Below are 12954 nucleotides of genomic sequence, written 5' to 3' on the forward strand. Positions count from 1 at the left end.
TTCAAAAAAGGGTTTGACAGCCCCGGATCGAGACATTAAAGTACGCGCCGTCGGTGAGGGAGAGCCCGCCGGCCACAATGAGTTAACCGGTTTGACCGGTCTGTCACTGCCGAGGTGGCGAAATTGGTAGACGCGCTAGCTTCAGGTGCTAGTGGGGGCAACCCCGTGGGAGTTCAAGTCTCCCCCTCGGCACCACTTCCCTTTCCTTCCGGAAGTGGTCACTATTCCTTCTTTCGATAGTGTAATCCCCGCGTTTTTAGCATCCCGTTAGTCGCGGCGTTATACTGCACCCCTATTCAAGCGCAGTCGCCCGATACGATTGATCCTTCCGGTCGGCTGCCGGCATCAGGACAGTTGTTTGCATGGCATCCAGAAAAACACGGACCAATGATCCCAACGCGGATCGAGAGGCCCAGAAATACGATAATCCCATCCAGAGCCGGGAATACATTCTCGAGCATCTGCGCCAGCGCGGTGCGCCGGCCACCCATCCCACCCTTTGTCAGGAACTTGGCCAGAACAGTGAGGAAGGCATTGAGGCCCTGCGCCGCCGCCTGATCGCCATGTGTCGCGACGGGCAGGCCATCTGCAATCGCCGCGGTGCCTACCTGCCCATCGAGGAAGCCGATCTGGTCACGGGGCGCGTTCAGGGACACCGCGATGGTTTCGGGTTCCTGGTGCCGGATGACAAGAAAGGCGACCTGTTCCTGAGTGCCCGTCAGATGAAGCGTGTGCTGCACGGGGACCGCGTGGCGGCCCGGGTAGACAGTGTGGACAAGCGTGGCCGCCGGGAAGGTGTGATCGTCGAGGTACTGGAGCACGGCACCACTCAGACCGTCGGGCGACTGTTCCGCGAGAGCGGTGTGTCATTCGTGGTCCCCGAGAATCCGCGCATCAATCAGGACATCCTGATCGCCGAAAGCGACTGCGGTAACGGGCGTAACGGTCAGTACGTGGTGGTTGAGCTGCTGCGTCAGCCGGGCCGGCGCTCCCAGCCGACCGGGCGTGTGGTTGAGGTGCTGGGCGAACACATGGCGCCAGGCATGGAAATCGAAGTGGCCATCCGCTCGCACGATATTCCGCACAGCTGGCCGGAGTCGGTAGGCGAGCAGGCCGCTGCCATTCCCGAGGAAGTGGATGAGTCGGACAAGCAGGATCGGGTGGACCTCCGTGACCTGCCGCTGGTCACCATTGATGGCGAAGACGCCCGTGACTTTGACGACGCGATTTACTGCGAACCGCGCAAGAATGGCGGCTTCCGTTTGCTGGTCGCCATTGCCGACGTATCCCATTATGTCCGGCCGGGGACGCCGCTGGATGAGGAAGCGGTCAATCGCGGCAATTCGGTGTACTTTCCCGACCACGTTGTGCCGATGCTGCCGGAGAAGCTCTCGAACGGCCTCTGTTCGCTGAATCCCGAGGTGGATCGGCTCTGCCTCGTCAGCGACATGACCATCAGCGCCAATGGTCGCATCAGTGGCTACCGGTTCTATCAGGCCGTCATGCATTCCCACGCGCGCCTGACCTACACCAAAGTGCACCAGATGCTGGACTATCCGGACAGCCCGGAAGGTCAGTCGCTGCGGGAGCGGTACGCCCACGTCGTGCCGCACGTTGAGCATCTGCATCAGCTGTACAAGGTTCTGCGTCAGGCCCGGACCGAGCGCGGGGCGATTGATTTTGAAACGACCGAAACGCGCATCGTGTTCAATGCCGATCGCAAGATCGACGACATCGTCCCGGTCACCCGAAACGACGCCCACAAGATTGTCGAAGAATGCATGCTGTGCGCGAACGTCGCTACGGCCCGTTTTCTCAAACGTCATGAGATTCCGGCGTTGTATCGCGTCCACGATGGCCCGGCGTCCGAGCGTCTGAGCAACCTCAAGCTGTTTCTCGGCGAACTGGGTCTGGAGCTGGGCGGGGGTGAAAAGCCGCAGTCCTCCGACTTCCAGGCGCTGTTGTCGAAGATCGGCGACCGCTCCGACGCCGGTGTGATCCAGACGGTCATGCTGCGCACGCTCAGTCAGGCGGTGTACAGCCCGGACGAGAGTGGCCACTTTGGCCTCGGTTTCGCGAGCTATGCGCACTTCACCTCACCAATCCGACGGTATCCGGACCTGATTGTCCATCGCGCCATCAAGTCCGTGATCCATGGTGGTCAGGGCGGGCAGGGTATGGTGCAGCGCGCGATCAAATCCGTGCGGCAGGGCAGCCGCGAGGGCAAGACGGTCATTCAGCCCAAGCGGCAGGATCCGGAGTTGGCGGCGTATCCCTATGACCATGGGCGAATGGTTCAACTGGGTGAGCATTGCTCCATGACGGAGCGCCGTGCCGATGAGGCGACCCGGGATGTGGAAGCCTGGCTGAAGTGCGAGTATCTGTCCGAGCATGTGGGCAACGAATACGACGGGGTGATCGCCGCCGTGGTGCCCTTCGGTTTCTTTGTCGAACTCAATGACATCTACATTGAGGGCCTGGTCCATGTGTCCACGCTCAGTGGCGACTTCTTCCAGCATGATTCAGTGCATCATCGGCTGGTGGGCGAGCGTACAGCGATCAGCTTCCGCCTGGGCGACAGCGTCCGGGTTCAGGTGGCGCGTGTCGGGCTGGAGGATCGCAAGATCGATCTGGAGCTGGTCAGTCGTCCGAAACGACGCAAGGCGGACCGGGCCGCTCTCGAGAAGGCGCCGGACCGCAGCGGTCCGGGTGGAAAGGGACAGGCCGGCAAGCCCGGAAAGAAGGGAGGCAAATCGGCCAACAAGGGCAAGGGCGGCGGTAAAGGCCAGGGCATGAGCCGTGGCGAGCTGGCCAAAGAGGCGGCCCGTGAAGCCAGTGCCAGTAAAGGGGGCGGCAGGAAGTCGCGTCGGGGCAAGTCCGGAAAGAGGTGATCGGTGTCGCAATCGTTTGTCTTTGGCTGGCACGCGGTGGACGCAATCACCCGTGAAGAGCCACAGCGACTGAAGAAGGTCTGGATACAGAAAGGGCGCCGCGACCGACGGGTTGGTGATGTGATCCGGCGACTGGACGATCTTGGCGTGTCCTGGGAGCAGGTCCATCGTCGGGAGCTGGATCAGCGGGTCAACGGCGTTCATCAGGGGGTCGTTGCGGCCGTCGCCGAGGCGCGGGCCTGGCAGGAAAACGACCTGATGGACCTGATCGAGCGGACGGAGGCGCCGCTGCTTCTGGTGCTTGATGGCGTCACCGACCCCCACAACCTTGGCGCTTGCCTTCGTACCGCAGAGGCTGCGGGCGTGCTGGCGCTCGTCGCGCCCAAGGACAAGTCAGCGCCGCTTAACGCGACGGCACGCAAGGTGTCCAGCGGGGCGGCTGAAACCCTGCCGCTGGTCAAGGTGACCAATCTGGCCCGTTGCCTGCGTCGGCTTCAGGATGCGGGGCTTTGGGTGATCGGCTCGGCCGGTGAGGCGGGCGCCACGCTCCATCAAGCGGATTTTCGCGGGGGTGTTGCGCTGGTCATGGGGGCCGAGGGCAAGGGGATGCGTCGCCTGACGCGCGAGCACTGCGATCAACTGATCCGTATTCCGATGGTGGGGGCCGTTGAGAGCCTGAACGTGTCGGTTGCCACCGGCGTCTGCCTGTTCGAGGCGGTTCGCCAGCGCGGTGAGGCGCCCTAGTGTCTCGTCGGTTTGCATTTACTCGCCTGGATGCCTAGAATACCGCTCCCCTTTTTGTCGGGGGCGTGCGTCGCTGTGTCCCAGCGTCGCCAAGAAACCGGTTATCAAACCAATCCCTGCTTCTTTCCGGGCGCGATGCCTGAGGGGGAAGCTGCTGAATCCATAGGGAGAGAACATGCGTCATTACGAAATCGTGTTCATGGTGCATCCCGATCAGAGCGAGCAGGTGCCCGCAATGATCGAGCGTTACACCAACACCATCACTGAAGATGGGGGCGCGGTGCACCGGCTCGAAGACTGGGGCCGTCGCCAGCTGGCCTATCCCATCAACAAGATCCATAAAGCGCACTACGTGCTGATGAATATCGAGTGCACGCAGAACGCGCTGGACGAGCTGACTCACAACTTCCGCTTCAACGACGCGATCATCCGTGATCTGGTCGTACGCCGGAACGGTGCGGACACAGAGCCGTCACCCATGAAAGCCACGGAAAACCGCGAAGAGAAGCGCCGCGCCTCCTGATCGGGGTCGCCGCTGTCGGTTTCCATTTGTTAACGGTTGTTGAGGAGTTCGAAAATGGCTCGTTTTTTCAGACGTCGTAAGTTCTGCCGCTTCACGGCAGAAGGTGTGACCGAGATCGATTACAAGGATCTGGACACGCTCAAGAGCTACATCACTGAAACGGGTAAGATCGTGCCCAGCCGGATCACCGGCACACGTGCCCGTTATCAGCGCCAGCTGGCTACCGCGATCAAGCGCGCCCGCTATCTGGCACTGCTGCCCTATACGGACAGCCACGACCACTAAACAGCGAGGCTCTCAGGCATGCTCGCACTGGCCCGCTTCGCCATGCGGGGCCCGTTGCAGGCCTCACTGGTAGCGGCAATCGCGACAGCGCTGCCGCTGCTGTTCTGGATCGGGGCGGCGGTTGTTGCCCTGGTTATACTGAGGCTTGGGGTCACCCAGGGGCTGAACATCGGTCTCTGGGCGCTGTTGCCCGCGCTGGGTTGGGGCTGGGTTGCCCAGGATCCAACCGCGGTGACGGTTCTGTTGCAGTCGGCCATCATGGCGATGGTGCTGCGTGCGAGCCGGACCTGGGAAGCGGCATTGGTGACCGGCAGCGGTCTGGCCATCCTGACTGGCCTGGCGCTGCCCGCGTTGTATCCCGAGCTGATTGGCCAACTGGCCAAGGCCGGCGTCGGATACATCGAACAGTACAACCCGGAGATGGCCACCGAGCTGGGCAATGAGCTCGACAGTCTGGTCCGGGAAGTCATGAACGCCAGTATGGCGGGCACCTATCTACTGGTGTCGGTTGGTGTGCTCATGCTGGCCCGGAGCTGGCAGGCCGGATTGTTCAATCCGGGGGGATTCCAGAAGGAGTTCCACGCCTTTCGGCTGAGTCGTCCGGTGGCCGGTCTGTGCGGTCTGGCGGTGCTGGGAGGCCCTTTTCTGGGGCTGGCGCCGTTGATGGTGAGCTGGGCGGGAGCCCTGCCGTTGATCATGGCCGGTCTTGGCCTGATTCACGGCATCGTCTCGCGCCGCCAGCTGGGCGTTCATTGGCTGGTGCTGTTCTACGTCCTGCTGGTGCTGCTGAGCCCGAGCCTGATGCTGTTGTTGCTGGTCATTGCGTTTGTGGATAGCTGGCTGGATTTCCGGAGGCGGATCAAGCCCCGGGAGCCGGCAGAATAAAGCATAAAGAGGTTAACGAGATGAACGTTATTCTGCTCGAGAAAGTGGCCAACCTGGGCTCGCTGGGCGACCAGGTGAAGGTCAAGGCGGGTTACGGCCGGAACTACCTGCTGCCCTTCGGCAAGGCCGTTCCTGCAACGAAGGAAAACATCAAGCAGTTCGAGGAACGTCGTGCGGAGCTTGAGCGTCGCGCCGCCGAAAAGCTGGCCGAGGCGGAAGCCCGTGCCGAGAAGCTGGCGGATGCGACGGTCACCATCGCCTCCAAGGCGGGTGACGAGGGCAAGCTGTTCGGCTCCATTGGCGTTCGTGACATTGCGGATGCCGTAACGGCTGACGGCAACCCCGTCGAGAAGAGCGAAGTGCAGATGCCGGAAGGTCCGCTGCGCGCCGTGGGTGAGTATGACATCCAGCTGGTGCTGCACACGGACGTTTCCGTGGACATCAAGGTGGCCGTGGTCGCGGCGTAACCACGCCACGTCCAGACAGGCCGGCCCGATGCATCGGGCCGCACGAAAGACATCCGCCGGCGAGAGCACGTATTGCAATGCCGGCATGTCTGAGTGCCCGGAAGGCCCGACGGGTGGTGAGCCCGCCGGGCCTTTTGCGTCATCGGGGACCGTGACTCACCGTCCCCTGCGGGCGCGTTCGATGCTTGTTTCGATACTGGCCCGCCAGTATCTTATGTCTCTCCCCCTGTCGTTATCCCTAATGTCGGAAGCGTATTCAGATGGTCAATCCGGTATCCAGTCAGGCGCAGGCGGACCTGCCCACCTCTCGCCTCAAGGTTCCCCCTCACTCGCTGGAAGCTGAGCAGGCGGTCCTTGGTGGCCTGATGCTTGATAACAGCAAGTGGGATTCGGTCGCCGAGGTGATTTCGGCACAGGATTTCTATCGTCAAGGGCACCGCCTGATTTTTGCGGCCGTCGAACGCTTGGCCGGTGAAGGCGAACCGCTCGATGTGGTTACGCTCAGCGAATTTCTGGACCGCTCCGGTGACCTTGAGGACGCGGGCGGCCTGACTTACCTGGCTGAGTTGGCCGAGAAAACGCCGGGGGCGTCCAATATTCGCGCCTATGCGGACATCGTGCAGGAGCGATCGCTGCTCCGGCAGCTGATTGAGGTGTCCGGCACCATCGCCGACTCGGCGTTTAATCCCGAGGGGCGGTCCAGCTCGGAGTTGCTGGACAAGGCGGAGCAGGACGTGTTCCGCATTGCCGAATCCCGGGCGCGGGAGGGCAGTGGCCCCAAGAAAATCCAGCCGGTGTTGACCGAAACCCTCAAACGGGTGGAAGAGCTGTTCGAGTCCGGTGACGCCATTACCGGGACCACCACAGGCTTTACCGACCTGGACAGCTGGACGTCCGGCCTTCAGCCGTCCGACCTGATCATCGTGGCGGGGCGCCCCTCCATGGGGAAGACCACGTTCGCCATGAACGTCGTCGAAAATGCCTTGCTGGCCTCGAAGAAACCGACGCTGGTCTTCAGCATGGAGATGCCGGCGGACGCTCTGGCCATGCGGATGCTGTCGTCGCTTGGCCGGATTGATCAGAGCCGTATCCGCAGCGGTCGGCTCGAAGAAGAGGACTGGCCGCGGCTTACCTCGGCGGTGGGGCTGCTCAAGGAGCAGCCTCTGTACATTGACGATACGCCAGCCCTGAGTCCCACGGAGATGCGGTCCCGGGCCCGTCGCATCGCACGGGAGAACGACGGGGAAATCGGCATGATCATGGTGGATTACCTCCAGCTCATGCGGGTGCCTGGCAACAGCGAGGGGCGTACGGCGGAGATTTCGGAAATCTCACGGGCGCTTAAGGGGCTGGCCAAAGAACTGAACTGCCCCGTGGTGGCCCTGTCGCAGCTCAACCGGAGTCTGGAGCAGCGCCCCAACAAGCGACCGGTGAACTCAGACCTGCGTGAGTCCGGTGCCATTGAGCAGGATGCGGACGTGATCATCTTCATATACCGGGACGAGGTCTATAACGAGGACAGCCCGGACAAAGGCGTTGCCGAGATCATCATCGGCAAGCAGCGGAACGGTCCTGTGGGGACGGTGCGGCTGGCGTTCCTTGGGCATTACACCAAGTTTGAGGACCTGGCCCACGGCCACTATGACGGTGAATACTGACGACTAGGAGTCTGCGCGGTAGAAATCGTGCCAGGCGAGATCGTCCCAATGCGAGGCCATTTTGACGGTCATTTGAGGCGCATAGTGGTTCTATGTAACGAAAATGAGCGCTCAAAAGGGACCGCAGTGGGGCGGTCGCAGCGGTGCGACTTTCTACCGCGCAGACTCCTAGTATCGATCGAGGGTATTGATGGGTCGCAAAGACGGAGAGTACTGATGGGGCGGCAAACCCGGGCGCGGATTGATCTGGCGGCATTGCGTTCGAACTATCGGCTGGCAGCCCGCCACGCCCAGCCCGCCCGCGCGATGGCCGTGATTAAGGCCGATGGGTATGGCCACGGCCTCGAGCGCGTGGCGCATGCGCTTGCCGGCGAGACGGAGCGCTTTGCCGTGGCCACGCTGGAAGAGGCGGAACGGCTTCGGGCAGCGGGGATCACCCAACCTGTGGTGCTCCTGGAGGGGGTCCACGAATGCGGTGATCTGTCCCGGTGTGCCAGGGCGGAGTTTGAGCCGGTGATTCATGAACACTGGCAACTCGATGGTCTACAGACGACCGGTTCCTGCCGCCTCTGGGTCAAGGTCAACACAGGCATGAATCGCCTGGGCTTCCGCGTGGAGGAGATCGCTGGTGTGCTGGAGCGGCTGGCCGCGCATGGCAGCCATACGGTGTTGGGGCTGATGACGCATTACGCCTGCGCCGATGATCCGGCCGACGGGATGACGGTACGCCAGCAACAGTCCTTGGCGGAGCTGCTGAACCGAGGTGGACTCTGGGGCAGCGCCGCCAATTCCGCGGCACACTTCCACTCCGACTTGCCTCCGTTTGACTGGACTCGTCCCGGGATCATGCTCTATGGCGCCACGCCAATGGTGGCCGGGAGTGCCGCGGATCTGGGGCTGACGCCGGTGATGACGCTTGAGTCACGGCTGATCGCCGTCCGAACCCTGCAGCCGGGGGAGACGGTTGGATACGGCGGTACCTGGACGGCCGAGCGGCCGACCCGCATGGGGGTGGTGAGCATCGGCTACGGCGATGGCTACCCGCGCCATGCGCCCAACGGGACACCGGCGGCCGTTAACGGCGTGCGCGTGCCGACGATCGGGCGCGTGTCGATGGACATGATGGCGCTGGATCTCAGTGCGGTACCGGACGCGGAAGCGGGCGACCCGGTGGAGCTGTGGGGCGCCCACGTGCCTGTCGACGAAGTGGCCGACTGGGCCGGCACCATTGGCTACGAATTGCTGACCGGCGTGACGGCGCGGGTACCGAGGTATTACGTCGATGAATGATGTGGTTTCGCCACTGAAAGACACAGAAAACACGGAAAAATAAAGATCAGCAATAGCAGCAGTGGGCTACGAATGCACTTCGCAGTCAGCATTCCACCTGCGTGCCCATCACCGGAAACGCCAGTTCTTGTCACTTGAGACTTGCCACTCCAGCGCCCGAAGGGCGTTTCCGTGCTTTCCGTGTTCTTCCGTGGCAAAGAAACAGAGCGGTGTTCAGCCTTCCTCCGCCTCGCAGATAATCTCCTCAATAAAGTCCAGGATTGCCGCCAGGCTCTTGTCATCGAGCTTCTTCAGGACCTTGTGGACCACCATCCGGCTGCCTTTCACCATACTGCTGATGCCGACGCGTGCCATGCCCATCATCATGCTGCTGGCGTTGAGGCGGCGTAGCGGCTCGAGGAAGAAGAAATCGAGGCCTTCTTCGGTCATTTCAATGATCAGGTTGTACAGCTTGTCGATTGCCTGCTTGTCGGCCTTGCCCCGGGACCGCAGTTCCTCAACGGTGTAGTAGGCCCGTTCCTTCAGCTCGTCGGGGATCGGTGCCACGATATGGCTTTGTTGTTTGAGCATCAGTATCCCTTTCTGTCCGGTGAGTCCAAAGCGCCGTATTGTAAACGCGATGTGGCGGTCCGCATTGGCTTTTCTTGGCAACGCCCCTGTCACAATGGTGACAAGAACGCTTCGAATTGAGTTGCGCCGGGGTTTGGTGGCATCCTCTTCTGAGAACCGGCGACGCTCTGGAAGGGCGAGGGCGCCGGGAATCGACAGGCCTCTGGAACGGAGCGACAGGCACGCGTGAATCTGCTGGTGGTACATGATTACAGTCCGCTGGGGCGGTTGTTACTGGAGCGCCTGCGCGGAACGCCCCTGCAGGTTCGGCCGCTGCTTGTCAGCCAGCCGGACGCTGTGGATCTTGAGGCGCTTGAAGACTGGATTCCTGACGACACCGACCTGATTGTCAACGCCCTCTGGCACACGGACCCGGAGGCGGCTGAGCAGGATCCGGAGCGGATTCGTCAGGAGGTCTTCAGTATCCCACTGGGCCTGGCCGAGCATGCCCGGACCCATGATATGGCGTTGCTTCAGCTGTCCACCAGCTACGTCTTCGACGGACGCAAGCAGAGCGCCTACATCACCTCCAACCCCGGGCAGCCGTTCTCCCAGCTTGGCAACTGGCAGTGGGAATGCGAGCAGGCGTTGCGCACGCTGCTGCCCCGGCACCTGATTCTGCGAACCGGCTGGAGTCTGACACGATTCCTGCGAATGATCCGGGAGACGGGCAGCGACAAGCTGGCCTTCTCCAGCCGTCATCGCGGGCAGCCACTGCCCGTGCACGATCTCGCCCGGGTACTGCGGGCTCTGGTCATGCAGATCGACTGCGGCGCCGAGGTATGGGGGACCTATCAGTACGCGGGGCAGGAAGAGGTCAGCCAGCACGAGCTGGCATTGACCATCAGCCGCACCATGCCGGAACTCAACCACCTGTCCATCGTTGACAAAGTGCCTGACTGGGCACGGCTCGAACCCGAGAACGCCACGCTGGGTTGCACGAAAATCCGTAACACCTTCGGCATCAAGCAGCGTTCCTGGCAGGACGCGATTCAGGAAGAGGATGCGTTATTGCAGAAGGAAGGACGGGCACGGAGTGCGGTGGAGACGGATTCGTCAGAGTGACATCACCATACGTTGCCGCGGAAACCGCTGAAAGACGCGGAACACAATAATGGCCACGGAATCCGCTGAATAACACGGACAATCGGTTCTAATGTCCGTGTTTTCTGTGTTCTTCCGTGGCCAAAACGGTCTTTTTCAGTGGCAATCAACCAGCGTACCGCTGAAACACCAACGAGGCATTGGTTCCGCCAAATCCGAAGCTGTTGGACATGACCCGCTTCAGGTGGGCCTGGTGGGCACTGGGGCCGACGATGGGCATGTCGTTGATCTCGGCATCGGTGGAATGGAAGTTGGCAGTGCCAGCGATGTACCCGTTCTGCATCATCAGCAGTGTGTAGATGGCTTCATGCACGCCCGCGGCCCCCAATGAGTGGCCCGACAGGGATTTGGTGGCCGAGATGGCAGGCAGGTGCTCGGTGAAGACATCCCGCATGGCACGCGCCTCGGAGACGTCGCCCACGGGTGTGCTGGTCGCGTGCGCGTTCACGTAGTCGAGGTGACCGTCGACCGTGGACAGGGCCTGCTTCATGCAGCGTGCGGCACCTTCACCGGAGGGGGCGACCATGTCGCCGTCGCCATCACTCGTGGCGCCATAACCGACGATTTCCGCGATGATCGGTGCGCCCCGGCGTTTCGCGTGTTCCAGCTCCTCCATGACCAGCATGCCGCCGCCGCCGGCAATGACGAAGCCGTCACGCCCGCTGTCGAACGGTCGGGAGGCGGCTTCCGGCGTCTCATTGCGTTTGGTGGACAGGGCGCCCATGGCGTCGAACAGCATGGTCAGGGTCCAGTCTTCCTCTTCGCCGCCGCCGGCGAAAACAATGTCCTGTCGTCCGGACTGGATGGTTTCCATGGCATGGCCGATACAGTGGGCACTGGTGGCGCAGGCCGACGCCATGGAGTAGTTGACGCCGCGAATACGGAATGGGGTGGCGAGGCAGGCCGACACCGTGCTGGTCATGATGCGAGGCACCATGTAGGGGCCGATGCGTTTGACGCCCCGCTCACGCATGATGTCGATCGCTTCGACCTGACTGGCGCAGGAGGCGCCGCCAGAACCGGCGATCAGCCCGGTACGGTCGCTGGAAACCAGCTCGTCCGGTAGTTGGGCCGACTCAATGGCCTGCTGCATTGAGAGATAGGCGTACATGGCGGACTGCCCCATGAAGCGCCGCGTCTTACGGTCGATGACATCGGTATCGACATCCACCGACCCGGACACCTGGCTGCGGAAGCCTTTTTCTTTGTAGATGTCGTTGAAGCGAATGCCGGAATGGCCGTTGCGGAGGCTGTTATTGACCGTGTCGATATCATTCCCGAGGCAGGAGACGATGCCCATGCCGGTGATGACCACCCGTTTCATAATCTTCTCCCATCATGGTAGCCGTCGACGCCCAGACGCCGATCCAGGCGGGACCGGGCGGGCGTCTTTGTTCATCTTTCCAGCAGTGTAGTTCGGCAGGCGCCGGGACGGGAATCGGACCTTAGTCCACGGCCTTGAGAGGAATCCGGTTGGTTGCGTCCGGCACGGCGGGCATGTCGAGCCCGAGGTTGTTCTGTTCGAACACCCGGTCAGCCCGGTAGCTGGAGCGGACCAGCGGGCCGGACGGTACTTCCATGAAGCCCTTTTCCAGCCCCAGCTCCCGATAGCGGTTGAATTCCTCCGGCGTCACATACCGCTCGACCGGCAGGTGGTTGGCGGTGGGCTGCAGGTATTGACCGAGAGTGACGATGTCCACTCCGATGGCACGCAGATCGTCCATGGTCTCGAGGATTTCGTCTTCGGTCTCTCCAAGGCCCAGCATGAGGCTGGTTTTGGTGATCACGTCCGGCCGGTGCTTTTTCGCGTGTGCCAGCACGGACAGGGTCTTGTCGTAGCCCGCGCGTGGGTCCCGCACCGGGTGAGTCAGCCGGCGGACCGTCTCGACGTTCTGGGCAAACACGTCCAGGCCGGAATCGACGACCCGCTCGACGTACTCGGGAACGGCGTCGAAATCCGGCGTCAGGGCCTCGACGGCCACCTGTGGCGTGCGTTCTTTGATGGCCCGGACACAGTCGGCATAGTGGCCGGCGCCGCCATCCTCCAGATCATCGCGGTCCACGGACGTGAGCACGATATAGCGCAACCCCATGACCTCGACGGAATGCGCCGTGTTAGCGGGCTCATCGGAATCCAGCCAGCCCTTCGGGTTGCCCGTGTCCACGGCGCAGAAACGGCACGCGCGGGTACAGACCGATCCCATCACCATGATGGTCGCGGTGCCGTTGTTCCAGCATTCGCCGATGTTGGGGCAGTGGGATTCCTCGCAGACCGTGCTCAGGCGGTGTTCCTGAACGTTGCGCTTGACGGCGTCATAGCGTTCGCCGCCCGGCATACGCGCCCGCAGCCAGGAGGGTTTGCGGGGCCGGGAGGACGTCGACTCGTCCTGCCGGGAGCGTTTGACGCCGTCCTTGATGGCGGAAAAGCCGAGTTCACTGCGGTACTTGGAGCCGCTGCTGATGCGTGCGCCCGCATCGTCTGTCATGGGTCACCTGCC

11 protein-coding genes, 1 tRNA gene and 1 pseudogene are annotated in these 12954 nt (G+C 62.2%); 10 read left to right on the forward strand and 3 right to left on the reverse strand.

The genetic code is table 11. The annotated features are described in order from the left end of the window. Positions 1 to 108: 108 nt before the first annotated feature. The 9 genes and pseudogenes from C8D92_RS00400 to alr all read left to right on the forward strand — a co-directional run bounded on the left by C8D92_RS00400 (position 109) and on the right by alr (position 8743). Positions 109 to 195 (forward strand) — tRNA-Leu (locus C8D92_RS00400). Between the two features lie 167 nt (positions 196 to 362). Continuing rightward, a complete protein-coding gene (rnr, locus tag C8D92_RS00405) occupies positions 363 to 2891 on the forward strand; it encodes a ribonuclease R (RefSeq protein ID WP_095609827.1) in 2529 nt (842 codons plus the stop codon). Positions 2892 to 2894: 3 nt separating this feature from the next. Next, positions 2895 to 3635, forward strand: a complete 741-nt coding sequence (gene rlmB, locus C8D92_RS00410; RefSeq protein ID WP_116918139.1) for a 23S rRNA (guanosine(2251)-2'-O)-methyltransferase RlmB — start codon at positions 2895 to 2897, stop codon at positions 3633 to 3635. Positions 3636 to 3810: 175 nt separating this feature from the next. Further along, positions 3811 to 4146 (forward strand): annotated as a pseudogene (gene rpsF, locus C8D92_RS00415) (30S ribosomal protein S6); the annotation flags it as partial. A gap of 66 nt (positions 4147 to 4212) precedes the next feature. Next, positions 4213 to 4443: a 30S ribosomal protein S18 gene (rpsR, locus tag C8D92_RS00420; RefSeq protein WP_095609824.1), complete on the forward strand. Its 231-nt coding sequence runs from the start codon at positions 4213 to 4215 to the stop codon at positions 4441 to 4443. An 18-nt stretch (positions 4444 to 4461) separates the two neighbouring features. Further along, the gene (locus C8D92_RS00425; RefSeq protein ID WP_116918140.1) at positions 4462 to 5328 is read left to right on the forward strand and encodes a hypothetical protein; all 867 of its coding nucleotides are present in this window, start codon (positions 4462 to 4464) and stop codon (positions 5326 to 5328) included. Positions 5329 to 5348: 20 nt separating this feature from the next. Next, positions 5349 to 5795 carry a 50S ribosomal protein L9 gene (gene rplI, locus C8D92_RS00430; RefSeq protein WP_095609822.1) on the forward strand — a complete coding sequence of 149 codons (447 nt, stop codon included), beginning with the start codon at positions 5349 to 5351 and terminating at the stop codon, positions 5793 to 5795. Positions 5796 to 6055: 260 nt separating this feature from the next. After that, on the forward strand, positions 6056 to 7453 hold the full coding sequence (gene dnaB / locus C8D92_RS00435; protein WP_095609821.1) for a replicative DNA helicase: 1398 nt from the start codon (positions 6056 to 6058) through the stop codon (positions 7451 to 7453). A 216-nt stretch (positions 7454 to 7669) separates the two neighbouring features. Beyond that, on the forward strand, positions 7670 to 8743 hold the full coding sequence (gene alr, locus C8D92_RS00440; protein ID WP_116918141.1) for an alanine racemase: 1074 nt from the start codon (positions 7670 to 7672) through the stop codon (positions 8741 to 8743). A gap of 213 nt (positions 8744 to 8956) precedes the next feature. On the opposite strand, the gene C8D92_RS15970 is transcribed toward alr, so the two are convergent. Beyond that, complete coding sequence (locus tag C8D92_RS15970; protein ID WP_095609819.1) at positions 8957 to 9313, reverse strand: hypothetical protein; 357 nt, start codon at positions 9311 to 9313, stop codon at positions 8957 to 8959. 225 nt (positions 9314 to 9538) lie between these two features. Here C8D92_RS15970 and C8D92_RS00450 point away from each other — a divergent pair, with 225 nt between their 5' ends. After that, entirely contained in the window at positions 9539 to 10417 is an 879-nt protein-coding gene (locus C8D92_RS00450; RefSeq protein ID WP_116918142.1) for a sugar nucleotide-binding protein, read from the forward strand. A gap of 145 nt (positions 10418 to 10562) precedes the next feature. Here the strand turns inward: C8D92_RS00450 and fabB are convergent, their stop codons facing one another. Next, complete coding sequence (gene fabB / locus C8D92_RS00455) at positions 10563 to 11780, reverse strand: beta-ketoacyl-ACP synthase I (RefSeq protein ID WP_116918143.1); 1218 nt, start codon at positions 11778 to 11780, stop codon at positions 10563 to 10565. A gap of 121 nt (positions 11781 to 11901) precedes the next feature. Then, a complete protein-coding gene (gene lipA, locus C8D92_RS00460) occupies positions 11902 to 12942 on the reverse strand; it encodes a lipoyl synthase (protein WP_116918144.1) in 1041 nt (346 codons plus the stop codon). Positions 12943 to 12954: the final 12 nt, after the last annotated feature.

The organism is Tamilnaduibacter salinus, assembly GCF_003096655.1.
GTDB classification, from domain to species: domain Bacteria; phylum Pseudomonadota; class Gammaproteobacteria; order Pseudomonadales; family Oleiphilaceae; genus Tamilnaduibacter; species Tamilnaduibacter salinus.

Coding starts and splice junctions, on each gene's coding strand:
- rnr (WP_095609827.1), top strand. CDS start 363: ATGGCATCCAGAAAAACACGGACCAATGATCCCAACGCGGATCGAGAG.
- rpsR (WP_095609824.1), top strand. CDS start 4,213: ATGGCTCGTTTTTTCAGACGTCGTAAGTTCTGCCGCTTCACGGCAGAA.
- C8D92_RS00425 (WP_116918140.1), top strand. CDS start 4,462: ATGCTCGCACTGGCCCGCTTCGCCATGCGGGGCCCGTTGCAGGCCTCA.
- rplI (WP_095609822.1), top strand. CDS start 5,349: ATGAACGTTATTCTGCTCGAGAAAGTGGCCAACCTGGGCTCGCTGGGC.
- dnaB (WP_095609821.1), top strand. CDS start 6,056: ATGGTCAATCCGGTATCCAGTCAGGCGCAGGCGGACCTGCCCACCTCT.
- alr (WP_116918141.1), top strand. CDS start 7,670: ATGGGGCGGCAAACCCGGGCGCGGATTGATCTGGCGGCATTGCGTTCG.
- C8D92_RS15970 (WP_095609819.1), bottom strand. CDS start 9,313: ATGCTCAAACAACAAAGCCATATCGTGGCACCGATCCCCGACGAGCTG.
- fabB (WP_116918143.1), bottom strand. CDS start 11,780: ATGAAACGGGTGGTCATCACCGGCATGGGCATCGTCTCCTGCCTCGGG.
- lipA (WP_116918144.1), bottom strand. CDS start 12,942: ATGACAGACGATGCGGGCGCACGCATCAGCAGCGGCTCCAAGTACCGC.